This window comes from Rhodococcus sp. SB1D (assembly GCF_048573875.1).
In the GTDB taxonomy this organism is placed as follows: domain Bacteria; phylum Actinomycetota; class Actinomycetes; order Mycobacteriales; family Mycobacteriaceae; genus Rhodococcus_F; species Rhodococcus_F qingshengii.
The window spans coordinates 282,910-299,458 of sequence record NZ_JBMAIQ010000007.1 but is presented as its reverse complement, the minus strand read 5'-3'; the positions used below and the strand labels follow the sequence as shown (position 1 = coordinate 299,458).

Below are 16,549 nucleotides of genomic sequence, written 5' to 3'. Positions count from 1 at the left end.
CCTAGTCGCTGGACTCCTGCGGCTTCGAGGGCAGGTCGGTCTCCGGCTCCGCCCCGGCTGTGGGGTCCGCCTCGGGTGCCGCGACAACCTCCGCGTCGACTACTTCGATCTCGACGGTTTCCTCTGTCACTACCTGCACGGGTTCGCCTGATTCTTCGACAATTTCGGCTTCGACGACCTTGGTCACTACCACCGCAGATTCCTGGGCGAGCACTTCGTCGGCGTTTTCGTCGTCCTCGCCATCCGTTGTGGCCGCGGCCGTGATCGCAAGTTCGGGCTCGGATGCTCGAGCCGGTTCAGCCGTCGGCGGCGCAACCTCGTCCTTCATGTGTCCGCGGTGTGAGAACCACATCGCGAACAGCGCCGAGACGGTTCCGAACAATCCCAGCCACGCAAAAGTCAGAAGACCGAAGCCCCACCACAGGACCTCGACGGTGCCGAACTGCCCGAGGTCTCCCCCCGCAGCAAGGGCAAGCAGAGCCATGACGACGCCGGCACCGGCAGCTGCCGTCAGCACTGCGAGCACACTGTCCTGCCCGGCGATGCGTCGAGCGCAATCACGGCCGAGCATCACACCCACCGCAGCCGGAACGATCAACAGCACCGGCCAGATTCCGCCGGCGACGCCTTCCGGAACCGCTCCGAGAAGGGGCAAGGGTGGCAGATCTCCACCGATGTTGCCGAACACGCTGATGGAGACGTTTCCGAAATCGGCCGTCGATCCCGTCATCACCGCGGCTGCACCGACCACGAGGTTCGGCAGATAGAGCAGCGACAACACCGTCAATCCCAGTACGCCGACAAACCCGTTGCCGCGTGCGAGTAGGTCACCGACCGTCGACCACGACACGAGTAGTGACACCACGACGGCCACGGCGCCCGCAGCCAGCAGCGCTGCCGACGCGGCCGCGGCCGGACGAACAGCGGCAGATGCCCACGGCGGAATCTCGGCGACGACGCGATCCCAGTGCGCAGCGGCAACACCGACGGACGCGGCGATCAGGTGAATCCCGGCGACCCAGCCGAAAGCGGCCAACGTGTTGGGGCTCGACAGCGGAATTGCCGCGGAGGCGTCGGCGACAACGGCGAGAGCGATTGCCGTGATAGTCAACGGCCCGGCTACCGCCGCCCCCACCAGGCGGAGGGTGTCGTCACGGGAGTCGGTGTGCACCGCAGTCGACGCGCATCGGCGTGCGACCACCCACATCATGACGGCCGTCGGAAGCAATGGCAGTACACCGAGTTGGACGCCGCTGATAGTCGCCGGCACCTGGTGGATGACCAACCAGGTGGTGGCAATGGCGCCGAAGGTTCCGGTCAGGTCGCTGCTCGCCGATACCAAAGTGACCACGACGACAGCCGCGATCAGCAGCAGCGTCAGGCCCGACGGTCGGAAGGCGACGGTCAGCAGCTTGCGCGCCAGGTCCGGGTTCGGTCCCGGGCGACCGCCGCCGACGCGGCCGCTGCCAGTACGACCACGTCCGGGTCGTGAGGACGTGGGACGGGACCGGGTGCCATCAATCAAAGAACTCATCCCCTCGAGGGTTTCACTCGACAGTGCGCCGCGCACTCAGGCGCGCCGTCGGGCTCACGGAATGTGGCCTCCACCCGCAGCGGGTCGGAGGCCACATTCATGTTCGTGAAACGAAGAAGTACTACTGCTGACGCTCGTCGGGGTTCTGCGAGCCGAAGACCTTGGTCTCGGCCGCGGAATCGCTGCTGCCCTGGTCAGGTTCCGCAGACGGCGTCGGCGCTTCGAAGGTAGGCGGCTCGAAGCCCGTCGGCTGCTCGGTCGAGCCAGTCTGCTGCTGGTTGTACGGCTGGCCGTAACCGCGTGGAGCGGTGAACTGATCCGACGAGTAACTCGGGTTCGGCTGGCCACCGGGCTGAGAGGTCAGCGGATAGTAAGACGACGTCGTCGCGGCCGACGAGTCGGTCTGTCCGGGATTTTGCACCGGGTTCTGCCCGTAGGGAGACGCAGTCTGGCCGTAAGGCGGCTGCGAAGCGGTCGGGTCGACGGGGGCGGCGTGCGCTCCCCCGTATCCCTGCTGCTGCGCCTGCCCGTACTGCGGATTCTGCTGGTACTGGCCCGGCTGCTGAGCCTGCTGAGGCTGGCCGTACTGAGCCTGTCCGTATCCCTGTGGCTGACCTGGCGCCTGCCCCGGCGCCTGGCCGTAAGGCTGCTGCTGACCGTACTGCTGAGCTACCGGTCGGGGCGCGGGCGCCTTCAGGATTCCGATCTCGAACAACAACGCGGCGACTGCGACGACGGTCTGCACGAACGAGAGGATCAGCACGATGATCAGGCCCCAACCGAGGCTGATGTCGACGTAGTCGCTGGTACCGACGGAGAACGCGGCGAACACCAAAGCGAAGAAACCCGTGAGGGTGAGCGCTGCGGCAATGCCTGCATACGACTGCTTCGGGAGCAGCGAGACGCCTGCAACCACACCGCCGGCGAAAACGAATCCGAGGCCGTAGATGCTCGATTCGAAGAAACTCGAACTGGTATCCAGGCCGCTACCGATGCCGCTGCTGCTTCCACTGATCGACGTGAAGGGCGCAAAACCGAGCAGGAAATTGATCAGGCCGAGTGCCGCGACGGCGATGAGCAGGATGAATCCGAGATTCTTGGTTCCACCGCCCGCTGCCGGCTGATTCGGTGGCCCGAAGCTGGGCCCTTGCGGCGTGAACGTCATGACTTCTCCTCGTAGACGGTCTTCGATGGTTACCAGCGTATGTGTCTCGACTTCGCACGCTAACACCGACAGGAGACAATGGGCAGATGCCCTTCACCCTCGCGCCCGGCGCCGACCACGTCGTCGAAACCGAGGTGAAGCACTCACGATTCATCGCCGCGCTTCACCGAGTAGACGACGCCGAAGCCGCCACGGAGTTCGTCGCGGAGCAGAAATCGCTGTATCCCGATGCGCGCCATCATTGTTCGGCTTTCGTGATCGGATACGAGGCGAACTCACGCGTCGAACGTGCACACGACGACGGTGAACCGGGCGGCACTGCCGGGGTGCCGATGCTTCAAGTTCTCAAGTCTCGAGATCTGGTCGATGTGATTGTTGTCGTCACGCGCTATTTCGGCGGAATCAAGCTCGGCGCCGGTGGATTGGTCCGCGCATATTCGGGAGCGGTCTCGGTGGCTCTCGATTCGGCCGAGCTTGTGGCCAGGGAGAGAAAGATCCTGCGCACTTTGGCGATCCGGCACTCAGAGGCCGGTCGGGTGGAAGCGGAGCTGAGAGCGCGGGGCGTCTCGGTGCTCGGAACTACGTATGGATCGAAGGCGGTGATGACGCTCGCCGCCGGTGACGCCGACGATCTCGATTCGATCGTCGCATCCATCACATCCGGTGCGGGGCAGTTGGAACCTGCCGGGTCGATGTGGGTCGATACCACTGTGCGTGGTTAAGGAGTCCGGAGACTCCCTAACCACGCACGGGTGCGAAGCCCCTTACAGGGACTGAAGAATCTCGCGAGCGAGAGCAGCGGTGGCGGACGGCGTCTTGCCGACCTTCACGCCTGCAGCTTCGAGAGCTTCCTGCTTTGCCTGAGCAGTTCCCGAGGAACCGGAGACGATGGCGCCGGCGTGGCCCATGGTCTTGCCTTCGGGAGCGGTGAAGCCTGCCACGTAGCCGACGACCGGCTTGGTGACGTTGGCCTTGATGTAATCGGCTGCACGCTCTTCCGCGTCGCCACCGATTTCACCGATCATCACGATGACCTTGGTCTCGGGATCCTTCTCGAACGCCTCGATGGCGTCGATGTGGGTGGTTCCGATGACCGGGTCGCCGCCGATGCCGATGGCGGTGGAGAAGCCGAAGTCACGGAGTTCGTACATCATCTGGTAGGTCAGGGTGCCCGACTTGGAGACCAGGCCGATGGGGCCGGTGCCTGCAATGTTGGCGGGCGTGATGCCGACGAGGGCCTCACCCGGGGTGATGATGCCGGGGCAGTTCGGTCCGATGATGCGCGTCTTCTTGCCCTTGGACTCGTTGTACGCCCAAGCGTAAGCGGAGTCCTGAACCGGGATGCCCTCGGTGATGACCACGAGGAGCGGGATCTCCGCGTCGATGGCCTCGACGATGGCGTCCTTCGAGAAGGCCGGGGGAACGAATGCGATGGAGACGTCTGCGCCGGTCTCCTTGATTGCCTCTTCGACCGTCGCGAAGACGGGGAGCTCGACAGGGGAACCGTCAGCTGCAACGTGCGAGACCGTGGTGCCGGCCTTGCGAGCGTTGACGCCGCCGACGACCTGGGTGCCGGCCTTGAGCATCAGAGCGGTGTGCTTGGTGCCCTCGCCGCCGGTGATGCCCTGGACGATGACCTTTGAATCCTTGGTGAGGAAGATTGCCATTGTTCTGTGAGTCCCTTACTTCGCTGCGTGAGCGAGTTCGGCGGCCTTGTCGGCGGCCTCGTCCATGGTTGCGACGACCGTGACCAGCGGGTGGTTGGCCTCGGCGAGGATGCGACGACCCTCTTCGACGTTGTTTCCGTCCAGGCGAACGACGAGCGGCTTGTTGGCCTCGTCACCCAGGGTCTTCAGTGCGCCGACGATGCCGTTGGCAACTGCGTCACACGCGGTGATGCCGCCGAAGACGTTGACGAACACGCTCTTGACCTGTGCATCGTTGAGGATGACATCCAGGCCGGCAGCCATGACTGCAGCGGAAGCTCCGCCGCCGATGTCGAGGAAGTTGGCGGGCTTGACGCCACCGTGGTTCTCGCCGGCGTATGCGACGACGTCCAGCGTGGACATGACCAGGCCTGCGCCGTTGCCGATGATTCCGACCTCACCGTCGAGCTTGACGTAGTTGAGGTCGTTTTCCTTGGCCTTGAGCTCGAGGGGATCGGTAGCGTCGCGATCCTCGAATGCCTCGTGGCCGGGCTGACGGAACGCTGCGTTCTCGTCGAGGGTGACCTTGCCGTCGAGGGCGAGGATCTGATCGTCAGGCGTACGAACGAGGGGGTTGACCTCGACGAGGAGTGCGTCTTCGCCGATGAAGACCTCCCACAGCTTCTGGATCGTCACGGCCGCTGCGTCGAGCACCTCTGCGGGCAGCTTTCCTGCCTCGGCGATGCTGCGCGCGAACGCGAGGTCGACGCCCTTGACTGCGTCGACGGGGATCTTGGCGAGAGCGTCGGGGTTCTCCTCGGCGGTGACCTCGATCTCGACGCCACCCTCTACCGAGCACATGGCCAGGTAGGTGCGGTTGGTGCGGTCGAGCAGGAAGGAGATGTAGTACTCCTCGGCAATGTCACTTGCCTCTGCGACCAGCAGCTTCTTGACGACATGGCCCTTGATGTCCAGGCCCAGGATTGCCTCGGCGTTTGCCACTGCGGCATCCACGTCGGGCGAGTACTTGACGCCACCGGCCTTGCCGCGGCCGCCTACCTTGACCTGTGCCTTCACCATCACGGGCTTACCGATTTCTTCGGCAATCTCGCGTGCGCCGGCGACTGTGTCTGTAACACGTCCAGCCGAAGTCGGCACTCCGTGCTTGGCGAAGAGTTCCTTCGCCTGGTATTCGAAGAGATCCATCTGCTCACCGTCTCGTCTGCGTTGTCACCCGCTCGAGGGGTAGGAGCGGGTCTGTTCTGGACTTTAACCAGTTGCCGCGTTCGGTTTGCGCCCGCATTGATGCTATGTGGCCCAAGTCACGCGCAATTGCCCGATGAGGCACGCCTCACCGATTCGGCAAGGTGGCCACACCGAATTTGTCAAGCATCAGTCTCACTGATTCTTGCGCTCGAGAACGCTGCAACGAGAAGCAACACTATGCCCGTGGCCGCTGTGATCGCACCCACCCCCACGGTTGCGTCCGATATGCGCGATGACGTGAGTGGCCACTCACCGACGTACACCAGAGCTGCCACGGCAGATCCGATCAGCAATGCCGCGCCCCGCGACGGCCGCGCGGACGCTGCGATCACAGCGGCGATCACGACGGTGACGCCGACGAGCAGTTGACCCCAGACGTCAATTCCCCACGGCCACTCCAGAACTGAGGCCGCCGTATAGGCGTCGCCCTGATAGAGGGGAAGCGCGGTTCCGATCAGGACAGCGACGGCGCCGATCCCACCGACGATAAGCACCAGCCCTCGCGAACCGCCACCTACCGACGTGTCGACATCCTCACGCTCGGCGCTTCCCGCCAGCCAGACGAGCAGTCCCGTCGCCGCAGCGAGGAAAGCCGCGCCGCAGAGCACGAAGGCACCGGCCCCCAACCCGACGCCCGGTACGTCCGTGGCGATGACAGCCGACTGCATGACAGCGGCGACTCCCATCACGACCGTGGTCCACAACACGCCGACGGCCGGCCGCACCACCGCGGCGCGGCCCGGGGCGAACAAGCCCAGACCGGCGACCAGCAGTACAGCAGCCGCGAGCAGGACAACTCGAGACGAGAGCATGGACGGTTCGGGGATGTTCTCCGGCAACGACAGGACCGGAAGTGCCACCCCCAGGGCCGCCACTGCTGCGGTGACAACTGCGCCGATACCGGCAACGCGGTGAAGTCTGTTCACCCGCGCTTGCGCCGCCCGGGACTGAGCCACCATCGCCGCTTTCAGCGCACCCTTTGTCGTCTTCGCGGGTGCGCGAACCACACTTTCAGCGGGAATCGCATCTCTTTCACGCCTGGATGCGAGGTAGGGAGCTGAAACTCCGATCACGGCGATGACCACGGCGGCCAGCGCCCCGACCACCGATCCCGAACCGACGCCGATCCGATCGCCGGCCGCGAACCCAGCCATCACCCTGGTTCCACTGACTGCGAGTGCGCCGAGACCGACACCGATCAGGGCGCCGCAGCCCACCGGTAGCGAGATGGACGTCAATGCCGCCGCGACCGCAACGAGTACCGCGACGCCGACCAATCCCGTACCGACGGCGGTGGCCGCCGCCGAGTCGACGAGCGGTTTGACCAGAAAGATCGGATCCTGCGAACTGAAGGAAGGACCGAACAGGGAGAGCACGAACACCACCGCGGCCAGAATCAGCAGCGCTGTCGGCCACCCACCGATCCGCCCGCCAACCGATCGCCCGTCGAATTCCGCGGCGCGAGCGCTGCCGTATCCGTCCCGCTCCGATTCACGATGGACGACCATGAAGCCGAGGACACCGGACACCACAAGAAGTCCGTGGCCCGCGAGCGCGAGATAAGCGCCCGGACCCGCATCGATCGAACCCGCCGAAATCGGACGGAAAAGGTCCAAGCGGTTTGCATCGATTGCGTCGACGAACAATTGAACGTCGAGGATCGCCGCGCCGAGGGACACCGCGCCGATACCTGCCAGGAGTCCACCTGCGAAGGCGGGCCTGCGCCCCGAGGTGAGCACCGCAACCAGCGGCACGACGATCGTGCAGACGGCAGCGAAGAGAGCGGCGGAAGCAAGAGCCCCCGTCGTGTCGACCCCGCGGCCACTCCCGACTCCGACGACGGGACTGGCTGCCACTCCGACGGCACCGAGCAGTCCGATTACCGCCGCGAGTGGCGCCCCGGACTTCACTCCGGGGTCGTCGAAACGCGCCTGCGACGTAGTTCCAGGTGTTGTGGACACTCGATCGACGGTAGTGACTGAATGGACCGGTGATCCGGTTGTGACACGCGTGATCACGAAACGAGATGATTCGTCCGTTTTGCCCGGATCGACATATTCCCAGGTCAAGCTGTGAGGCACGTCACATAATCGGACAGGTTTCCGCTACGGCTTGCGCCCATCGCAATCATTTCGTTACCGTCAGTCGGTCTAAGTCACGGGCTGATCACGAACTCGAGGAGAGAACCGGCATATGCATCACCGCAGCCAGTTCACCGCTAGTAGGTTCTCGAACTCAGCTCCAGACGAGGTCACGACCACTTATCCAACGCACTCGGCCAGGCGTTACACCGAGACCAAAAGTTCTGAGATCTCTACCGATATGTTCACTCGAAATTCATCCTCCACGTCGTCAGATTCCGACTCTCACCAGTTCGTCGAGTCCGACGTGATCAGCACCCCCACTTACGCTTCCTCCGCACCGACAGTCGATGTCGAATCTCCGGTTCGCCGCAGCGGTGCTCACCGACTCCCCACCCCTCCCTCCGCTCTCAAGGGCCGCGCCGCCGTTCTGGCAGTTGCAGCCGGCGCGGTTGTCGCCGCGGGCCAGGCAGTTGTCAACGACGGTTCCTCTTCTGCCGCCGACCACTCGGAAGTTGCACTCGCCAACGAGTCCTCCGCGATCGGTACCACCGCAGAACCGCAGGCCGCTCAGTTCGCTCCGGCCACCTCCACGGCAGCCACCACCGAGGCCGACGCTCCGCAGGTCCTCAACGTCGCAGCGCCGACCGACCTCTCCCAGTTCAGCAACCTGCTTGCCAAGGGCCAGCGTTTCAGTGACGAGCGCGCAGCACGCGAAGCCGCTGCCCGTCGCCCGCTGTTCGTCCTGCCGGCAGTTGGCACGTTCACGTCCAATTTCGGCACCCGCTGGGGCACCCTGCACGCCGGCGTCGACATCGCCGCCCCGATCGGGACGCCCATCGTCGCCGTCGCCGACGGCAAGGTCATCGATTCAGGTCCGGCTTCCGGGTTCGGCATGTGGGTACGCCTACAGCACGCAGACGGAACGATCACCGTCTACGGCCACATCGACACGTCCACCGTCACGGTCGGTCAGCAGGTCATGGCCGGCGACCAGATCGCCACTGTCGGCAACCGCGGCTTCTCCACCGGCCCGCACCTTCACTTCGAGGTTCATCTCGCCGGCGAGAACAAGATCGATCCCCTCCCCTGGCTCGCCTCACGCGGCATCAGCCTCGGCGTCGAGCAGGACTGATCGCAAGCCCAACGCTTCTGATGAAAAACTTCCGGCCCGTACCTTTCCAGGTACGGGCCGGAAGTTTTTGCCTGTCTTCTACAGCTTGACCATCGGCACACCGCCGATGAGCATCAACCGCACCTTGCCCGCGCTACCGAAGTCGATGGTGACCGTCGCGGTGGGGCCAGTGCCCTTGGTTTCCAACACGGTGCCCAGACCGTACTTGTCGTGACTGACGCGGTCACCCGTGGCGAGGACCAGAACGTTGTTGCGGCCACGCGCGGCACCGAAACTGGGAGTCGACGCGGCCTTGCCGGACCCTCCCCCGTAGTTCTGCCCGCCGCCGTATCCCTGGCCGCCCTGGCTGCCGTAGCGGCTTCCGCTGCCGTAACCCGGCCTGCCGCTTCCGAATCCGCCACCGGTGCCCGGATCCTCACGGCGCCAGTTGATCAGGTCCTCCGGGATCTCCTGGATGAACCGCGACGGCGGGTTCTGGATCGGTTGCCCCCACGCCGAACGCATGATCGCGCGCGTCAGGTACAGGCGCTGCCTGGCACGGGTGATGCCGACGTAAGCAAGTCGACGCTCTTCGGACAGCTCCGCCGGATCGCCGAGGGCGCGCATGTGCGGGAACTGCCCGTCCTCCCAACCGGTGACGAAGACGACCGGGAACTCGAGGCCCTTGGCGGTGTGAAGCGTCATCATGGTCACGACGCCGTCGTCGGAGTCCGGCAGTTGATCGGCGTCGGCGACAAGCGATACCCGTTCGAGGAAGGCGGCAAGCGAACCCGGATCGGGTTCACCTTCACGCATTGCTGCGGTTTCCTCGTCGTCCGGATCGATCAGCCCGGCCGCGTTTCGCGCGTCGGAACTGAATTCCCTTGCCACGCTGACGAGTTCGTTCAAGTTGTCGAGTCGCGCGCCATCCTGCGGATCGCTGCTCGCCGCAAGCTCGGCGCGGTAGCCGGTGCGCTCGAGCACCGCCTCGGCAACCTCACCGATGTCACCGAGCTCGAACGGTTCGTCCTCGTCGGCGGCCGCTGTCGGTAGCAGGGCCCGCAGCCCGTCCATCATCTCGAGGAACGACGCGATGGCCTTCTGTGACCGCGTATTGAGCAGCGCCACTTTGCCTTCCGCGCCGTCACGGAGAGCGGCGGCGAAGCTGATGTTGCGATGCTCGGAGTGCACGGCGACGCAGGCTTCGGCTCGATCACCGATACCGCGTCGGGGCGTGTTGAGAATGCGTCGCAGGCTCACGGTGTCGTCCTCGTTGGCGAGGACGCGCAGATACGCGACGATGTCCCGAACTTCCTTGCGCTCGTAGAAGCGAACGCCGCCGACCACCTTGTACGGCACTCCGAGTCGAATGAAGATCTCCTCGAGCGCGCGCGAGGAGTTGTTGGTCCGGTAGAACACCGCGATGTCGGCGAACTTGGTCTCGCCCTGGTCCACCAGCCGATCGATCTCCGAGGCGACAAACGATGCTTCGTCGTGCTCGTTGTCTGCAACGTAGCCGACGATCAGTTCGCCTTCACCCGAATCGGTCCACAGACGCTTTTCTCGTCGACCGGTGTTCTTGGAAATCACGGAGTTGGCCGCAGACAGAATGTTCTGCGTCGAACGGTAGTTCTGTTCGAGAAGGATGGTCCGAGCATCCGGGTAGTCGCGTTCGAACTCTTCGATGTTGCGGATAGTGGCTCCGCGGAATGCGTAGATCGACTGATCGGCGTCACCGACGACGCACAGTTCGGCCGGGGCAACGGCGTGGTCGGACTCGCCGGCTCCACCGACCAGTTCACGCACAAGCATGTATTGCGCGTGGTTGGTGTCCTGGTACTCGTCGACGAGCACGTGACGGAAGCGGCGGCGGTAGTACTCGGCGATCTGTGGAAACGCCTGAAGAAGCGCGACGGTCTCACCGATGAGATCGTCGAAGTCGAGTGCGTTCGCCGCACGCAGCCGCTGTTGGTAGTGGCCGTAGACCTTGGCGATCAGTCGCGGAAGTTCGGCCGGATCCTGATCGGCTGCGACAACCGCCTCTTCCGGTCCGACGAGTTCGTTCTTCAGGTTGGAGATGTGAGTGGCGAGAAGGCGCGCGGAGAATCGTTTGGTGTCGAGCTCGAGGTCCTTCGAGATCATCGTCAGCAGTCGACGCGAATCGTCGGAATCGTAGATCGAGAAATTCGAGTTCAAACCGGGCAGGAGCGCCGCCTGTGCTCGCAGGATCCGCACGCAACTGGAGTGGAACGTCGATACCCACATGGCGTTGGCACGCGGTCCGACAAGAGCTGCCACACGCTCGCGCATCTCGGCCGCAGCCTTGTTGGTGAACGTGATGGCCAGGATCTGACCGGGGGTGACACCCCGTTCGGCCAACAGATAGGCGATGCGACGCGTCAGCACTGCAGTCTTGCCCGAGCCGGCGCCCGCGACTATCAGCAACGGCGAACCGGCATGGACCACGGCCTCGCGCTGTTGCGGGTTGAGACCCTCGAGGAGGGCGTCCGAACCCGCGTCGTGTCCCCGCGCGCCGCCCCCGTCGTGCTGGGAATGTCCGTCGTGCTCACCGAGTGCTGGGTACGTGTTCATCGCCTGTCCACGCTACCGGCGTCCACCGACACGGTCGTCAGTGCGTCCACCTGCTGGTAGAGGCACTTGGATTACCTGTGTCGAGCATGGCAAACTGGACGCTATGTTCAGCATTTCCGTTCGCGACAACACGGCCGACCCCGTCGGCCCGCTGTGGCGTTACTTTACGTGCCCCGGACCTCGGTGCACGTGATCTGAACAGCTCACCCGCCCCTGGTCCGAATCGGATCCGGGGCATTTTCGTCAGTGTGCCTGGATCGGTAACGACCCGAGCCGAGACCACGATCCACGCAGTAGGAAGAGGAGACGAATAGCAATGAGCACCCAGGCTGCAGCCCCCCATGGAAATACTGTCGATACTGTAAAAACTGCTCCGACAGACGTCGAGATCCCCCAGAGTGAGGCGGAGATCGACGAACTACGGAAAGAAATCGACCGTCTCGACGCCGAGATCCTCGCGGCCATCAAACGCCGCTCCGAGGTCTCCCAGATCATCGGCCGTACCCGGATGGCATCGGGTGGTCCGCGTCTGGTGCACAGCCGCGAGATGAAGGTCCTAGAACGATTCAACGAGCTGGGCCAGGAAGGCCACACTCTCGCGATGCTGCTCCTGCGCCTGGGCCGCGGACGCCTGGGCCACTAGCGCACACCCAGATCACTTGCGAACGGCCACATCGGATGCCTCTGGCAGTCCCGATGTGGCCGTTCGCGTGTGTATCAGCTCTCGAGCGCGATGTACTTCGTGTTCAGGTATTCCTCGATCCCCTCGGTCCCGCCCTCGCGGCCGAATCCGGATTCCTTCACGCCACCGAACGGCGCTGCCGCGTCCGAGATCACTCCGCGGTTGACGCCGATCATTCCTGATTCCAGTGCGTCGGAAACCCGAAGCGCACGGTCGAGATCCCTCGTGAAGATGTACGCGGCCAGTCCGAACTCGGTGTCGTTGGCGGCTGCGATTCCCTCGGCTTCGGTGTCGAAGCCGGTGATCGCGGCGACGGGTCCGAACACCTCTTCTTTCAGAATCCGCGCGCTGGCCGGAACGTCTGCCAACACCGTGGCTGGATAGAAGTACCCTTCACCACCCGGCGCTTCGCCGCCCAGTCGCACCTTCGCCCCGGCATCCACCGCATCTGCAACCAACTCCGCGACCGTGTCGAGCTGGTTCTGGTTGATCAGCGGCCCGAGCTTCGTCTCCGGGTCGGTACCGGGTCCCATCGTGAAAGTCGCCATCTTCTCGGTCAGCTTGGTCGTGAACTCTTCACGCACGGCGTTGGCGACGTGGAACCGGTTGGCGGCGGTGCATGCTTCGCCTCCGTTGCGAAGCTTCGCCAGTACCGCGCCCTCGACTGCCTTGTCGACGTCCGCGTCGTCGAACACCACGAAGGGTGCGTTGCCACCCAATTCCATCGACGTGCGGAGCAATCGCTTCGCGGACTTCTCCACCAGCATCTTGCCGACGCCGGTGGACCCGGTGAAGGTGAGCTTGCGCAGTCGAGGGTCGTCGATGAGAGGGCCGGTCACTTCACCGGATTTCGATGTCGGCAACACCGAGAGGACTCCGTCGGGCAACCCGGCTTCGGCCATGAGCTGAGCAAGCAACAACATCGTCAACGGGGTCTCCGAGGCGGGCTTGACGATGATCGTGCAGCCGGCGGCCAACGCCGGGCCGATCTTGCGGGTACCCATCGCCAACGGGAAATTCCAGGGAGTGATGGCCAGACACGGTCCGACCGGCGCCTTGGTGACAAGGATCCGGCCGTTGCCCGCCGGCGCCGGCGTGTAGCGCCCGCCGATGCGAACGGCCTCCTCGCTGAACCACCGGAAGAACTCCGCCCCGTACTTCACCTCGGCGCGACTTTCGGCGAGTGCCTTGCCCATTTCGAGGGTCATCAGCAGCGCCACGTCCTCGGCTCGCTCGGTGATCTTCTCGAAGACGGCTCGCAGGATTTCACCACGCTCGCGCGCAGGTGTGCTCGCCCACTTCGACGAGACGGCGACGGCTTCGTCGAGAGCGCGCAGCGCGTCCGCGGGGCTCGCATCGGCGACATCGGTCAACGATTTCCCGGTCGCCGGATCCGCCACCGGGAAGGTCGCGTTGTTCTCCGCGGGCACGAACCGACCGCCGACGAACAACTGGGTGGGAACTGATCGAATGAATTCGAATGTGTCCATGGGTTCCATGATGCTCGTCGGAGCCGCGTCCGTCTGCCCGCGAGCGAGACTCACGCGGAAGTTTCCAGCTTGTGCCACTAAAGTCGATGATCGTGAGCACTGACATCACCGGAACCTCAGCCTGGCAGAAACTGCGCGCTCATTACGCCGACATCGAAGGCGTTCACCTGCGAGAACTCTTCCAGGACGATCCAGCCCGCGGGCGAGAGCTGACGATCGACGCCGGTGATCTTCACATCGACTACAGCAAGCATCGCGTCAGCCGCGAGACTCTCGCGCTGCTCGTCGACCTGGCCCGCGAGGCCGGCGTCGAGGCACGACGCGACGCGATGTTCGCGGGCGATCACATCAACACTTCCGAAGACCGCGCCGTACTGCACACAGCGCTGCGTCTGCCCAAGGATTCTGCTCTGACCGTCGACGGTCAAGACGTCGTCGCGGACGTTCACGAAGTTCTGGACGCGATGGGCGCTTTTGCCGATCGTGTGCGCAGCGGCGAGTGGACCGGAGCTACCGGCAAGCGCATCCGCACCATCGTCAACATCGGCATCGGCGGTTCCGACCTCGGGCCGGTGATGGTCTACCGCGCACTACGGCATTACGCCGACGCCGGAATCAGCGTCCGGTTCGTCTCCAACATCGACCCTGTCGACCTTGTCGGGCAGCTCGACGACCTCGATCCGGAGACGACGCTCTTCATCGTCGCATCCAAGACGTTCTCCACCCTCGAGACCCTCACCAACGCGACAGCGGCAAAGCGTTGGCTGTTCGCCGGTCTGGGCAGCGAAGACGTCTCGGCCGTAGCCAAGCATTTCGTCGCAGTCTCCACCCACGGTGACCGTGTGGCGGAGTTCGGCATCGACACCGCGAACATGTTCGGGTTCTGGGATTGGGTCGGCGGGCGCTACTCCGTCGACTCGGCGATCGGCTTGTCGGTCATGTGTGCCGTCGGACCCGTTCGCTTTGCGGAGTTCCTCGACGGTTTCCACCAGATCGACACGCACTTCCGAAACCAACCGCTCGAGCAGAACGCGCCGGTCCTCCTCGGCCTCATCGGGCTCTGGTATTCCAACTTCTTCGGCGCACAGTCCCGCGCAGTGCTGCCCTACTCCAACGACTTGCTGCGCTTTCCCGCCTACCTGCAGCAGCTGACCATGGAATCCAACGGCAAATCGGTTCGCGCCGACGGCTCACCGGTGACCACGTCCACCGGTGAGATCTTCTGGGGCGAGCCCGGAACCAACGGCCAACACGCCTTCTACCAACTCCTGCATCAGGGCACCTGGCTGGTGCCTGCCGATTTCATCGGGTTCGCGGAATCCACCGACGATCTGCCTACTGCGGACGGCACGGGATCAATGCACGATCTGCTCATGAGTAACTTCTTCGCTCAGACAAAGGTTCTCGCGTTCGGCAAGACTGCCGAAGAAATCGCGTCAGAGGGCACTGCTCCGGAGCTGGTGCCACACAAGGTGATGCCAGGCAACCGACCGTCGAGCACTATCTTGGCGAAGGAGCTGACCCCCTCGGTCGTCGGTCAGCTGATCGCACTTTACGAGCACCAGGTATTTGTCGAAGGTGCTGTCTGGGGTGTCAATCCGTTCGATCAGTGGGGCGTCGAACTCGGCAAGACACAAGCCATGGAACTGGGGCCTGCGCTCTCTTCCGAAGCAACACCCGGCGACCTCGGCGACACATCCACAGATGCTCTGGTGCAGTGGTACCGCAGAGAGCGCGGACGGGCCTGACTCACGCGGCCGCCGGGCCGAACCAACTTTCCGTTGTGTACACGCGTCCGGATCGGTCGACGAGCCGAGCCCGAAGCTCTTGCTGTTCAACCCATTTGATGGCGCTTATCCCCCGGATCAACGCAGCTTCGCTCGCGGCGTACGCCCACACCGCGTCGTCAGCAATCACCGAGACCTGTGCCCATTCCGTGGAGGGCCGCTCCTGGTTCGGCTCCCAGGAGGGCAGCTCCAGCGCCCGCGCCGTCGCCATCGCGGTTCCGTTGATCAGTTCGACTTCTTCGCTGTCCGGCACCGGAATCTGCCAGCCACCAGCCGGTGCATGGCCGGCCGTGGCGATCACGTCGCCGATCCGCACAGCAACGCCGCATTGTAATTCGGCGGCGACGATCTGCGCGGCGCGATCGACGGTGTCGGCCTTGGCAACTCCGGTGATGTCGAACGACGCACCCCAGGGCGCGTACACCACGTCTCCGTCGAGCTGTACGTCCTCGAACGTCGGGGTCGGGTGCACCGGAGGGATGGATTCGTCCTCGGAGTAGTTGTCGGCAAGCGGATTGACTGCACCGCCGGTCATACGGGCAGCCCACAGCGCCGACCGCAGCAGAGCCGACATACGTCGTGTCACTTTGACCGGAGTTCCCTGAGCGAGGTTGACGGCGTGAATCTCGGCGTCTCCCCGGCGAAGGTCGCAGACCGCTTCGGTTTCGTCGATGGCAGCTGCGATCAACGCGTGCGCAGTAGGCAGCGCAGCGCCCTCGGTGACGTCCACCTCCACGGCGGAATCCCACATCGCCCACTTCTCGACACTGACCATGTCAGTCCTGCCCTTCGAACACACTGTGTTGTAACCAGTATGCGCCGGTCAGCAACCCCCGTGCCATAAAGCGCTTCCGAGGCCGAGGCACACATGCCGCAGGTTGAGCAGCGCACGGCGGGGACTGGATGGTAGATCTGTGCGACAGAATTGCCGCCCGGACTGTCGCCCTCCGTGTGTAAGACGTGTAATCCTCCAGTTGGTTCTGACATGCACCTGACTGCGACGACGTCGACTACTACTGGCGCAGCGGGCAATTCCGATCCGAAAGACGCAGAGTCGACGCTCGACATGTCCGGCCGACCGGCTGCGCTTCGAGCCCGGTCCGCCGCAGCAACACGCCCGGGCGGCGCTGATGTCACCGCATGAACCTTATGTCACCGCATGAAAAATGGGGACCGACGAGAAGCACTGTGT

At 64.2% G+C, this 16,549-nt stretch carries 13 protein-coding genes; 5 read left to right on the top strand and 8 right to left on the bottom strand.

What is annotated here, in order from left to right:
• Position 1 precedes the first annotated feature (1 nt).
• Together ACN50D_RS18055 and ACN50D_RS18050 are read right to left on the bottom strand one after the other, a co-directional pair.
• Positions 2-1,534: a DUF6350 family protein gene (locus ACN50D_RS18055; protein ID WP_211920715.1), complete on the bottom strand. Its 1,533-nt coding sequence runs from the start codon at positions 1,532-1,534 to the stop codon at positions 2-4.
• A gap of 121 nt (positions 1,535-1,655) precedes the next feature.
• Positions 1,656-2,699, bottom strand: a complete 1,044-nt coding sequence (locus ACN50D_RS18050) for a DUF5336 domain-containing protein (protein ID WP_064074026.1) — start codon at positions 2,697-2,699, stop codon at positions 1,656-1,658.
• 86 nt (positions 2,700-2,785) lie between these two features.
• On the opposite strand from ACN50D_RS18050, the gene ACN50D_RS18045 reads away from it, so the two are divergent.
• Positions 2,786-3,421 (top strand): IMPACT family protein, encoded by a 636-nt coding sequence (locus tag ACN50D_RS18045; protein ID WP_058037877.1) that lies wholly within the window; start codon positions 2,786-2,788, stop codon positions 3,419-3,421.
• A 42-nt stretch (positions 3,422-3,463) separates the two neighbouring features.
• Here the strand turns inward: ACN50D_RS18045 and sucD are convergent, their stop codons facing one another.
• The 3 genes from sucD to ACN50D_RS18030 all read right to left on the bottom strand — a co-directional run bounded on the left by sucD (position 3,464) and on the right by ACN50D_RS18030 (position 7,572).
• Positions 3,464-4,366, bottom strand: a complete 903-nt coding sequence (gene sucD / locus ACN50D_RS18040) for a succinate--CoA ligase subunit alpha (protein ID WP_003946432.1) — start codon at positions 4,364-4,366, stop codon at positions 3,464-3,466.
• A 15-nt stretch (positions 4,367-4,381) separates the two neighbouring features.
• Positions 4,382-5,551 (bottom strand): ADP-forming succinate--CoA ligase subunit beta, encoded by a 1,170-nt coding sequence (gene sucC, locus ACN50D_RS18035; RefSeq protein WP_003946426.1) that lies wholly within the window; start codon positions 5,549-5,551, stop codon positions 4,382-4,384.
• A gap of 179 nt (positions 5,552-5,730) precedes the next feature.
• Positions 5,731-7,572, bottom strand: a complete 1,842-nt coding sequence (locus ACN50D_RS18030; RefSeq protein ID WP_228232787.1) for a hypothetical protein — start codon at positions 7,570-7,572, stop codon at positions 5,731-5,733.
• 232 nt (positions 7,573-7,804) lie between these two features.
• Between ACN50D_RS18030 and ACN50D_RS18025 the strand changes: the two genes are divergently transcribed.
• The gene (locus tag ACN50D_RS18025) at positions 7,805-8,827 is read left to right on the top strand and encodes a M23 family metallopeptidase (RefSeq protein ID WP_064111766.1); all 1,023 of its coding nucleotides are present in this window, start codon (positions 7,805-7,807) and stop codon (positions 8,825-8,827) included.
• A 78-nt stretch (positions 8,828-8,905) separates the two neighbouring features.
• On the opposite strand, the gene pcrA is transcribed toward ACN50D_RS18025, so the two are convergent.
• Positions 8,906-11,398 carry a DNA helicase PcrA gene (pcrA, locus tag ACN50D_RS18020; protein ID WP_211920719.1) on the bottom strand — a complete coding sequence of 831 codons (2,493 nt, stop codon included), beginning with the start codon at positions 11,396-11,398 and terminating at the stop codon, positions 8,906-8,908.
• Between the two features lie 316 nt (positions 11,399-11,714).
• On the opposite strand from pcrA, the gene ACN50D_RS18015 reads away from it, so the two are divergent.
• Positions 11,715-12,041 (top strand): chorismate mutase, encoded by a 327-nt coding sequence (locus tag ACN50D_RS18015; RefSeq protein WP_003946362.1) that lies wholly within the window; start codon positions 11,715-11,717, stop codon positions 12,039-12,041.
• A 74-nt stretch (positions 12,042-12,115) separates the two neighbouring features.
• Here the strand turns inward: ACN50D_RS18015 and ACN50D_RS18010 are convergent, their stop codons facing one another.
• Complete coding sequence (locus ACN50D_RS18010) at positions 12,116-13,570, bottom strand: NAD-dependent succinate-semialdehyde dehydrogenase (RefSeq protein WP_007727613.1); 1,455 nt, start codon at positions 13,568-13,570, stop codon at positions 12,116-12,118.
• A 92-nt stretch (positions 13,571-13,662) separates the two neighbouring features.
• On the opposite strand from ACN50D_RS18010, the gene pgi reads away from it, so the two are divergent.
• A complete protein-coding gene (gene pgi, locus ACN50D_RS18005; RefSeq protein WP_118603670.1) occupies positions 13,663-15,318 on the top strand; it encodes a glucose-6-phosphate isomerase in 1,656 nt (551 codons plus the stop codon).
• A 1-nt stretch (position 15,319) separates the two neighbouring features.
• On the opposite strand, the gene ACN50D_RS18000 is transcribed toward pgi, so the two are convergent.
• Positions 15,320-16,132, bottom strand: coding sequence for an FAD:protein FMN transferase (locus tag ACN50D_RS18000; protein WP_007727618.1), 813 nt, complete (start codon positions 16,130-16,132; stop codon positions 15,320-15,322).
• Positions 16,133-16,342: 210 nt separating this feature from the next.
• Between ACN50D_RS18000 and ACN50D_RS17995 the strand changes: the two genes are divergently transcribed.
• Positions 16,343-16,501 (top strand): hypothetical protein, encoded by a 159-nt coding sequence (locus ACN50D_RS17995; RefSeq protein ID WP_155277906.1) that lies wholly within the window; start codon positions 16,343-16,345, stop codon positions 16,499-16,501.
• Positions 16,502-16,549 lie beyond the last annotated feature (48 nt).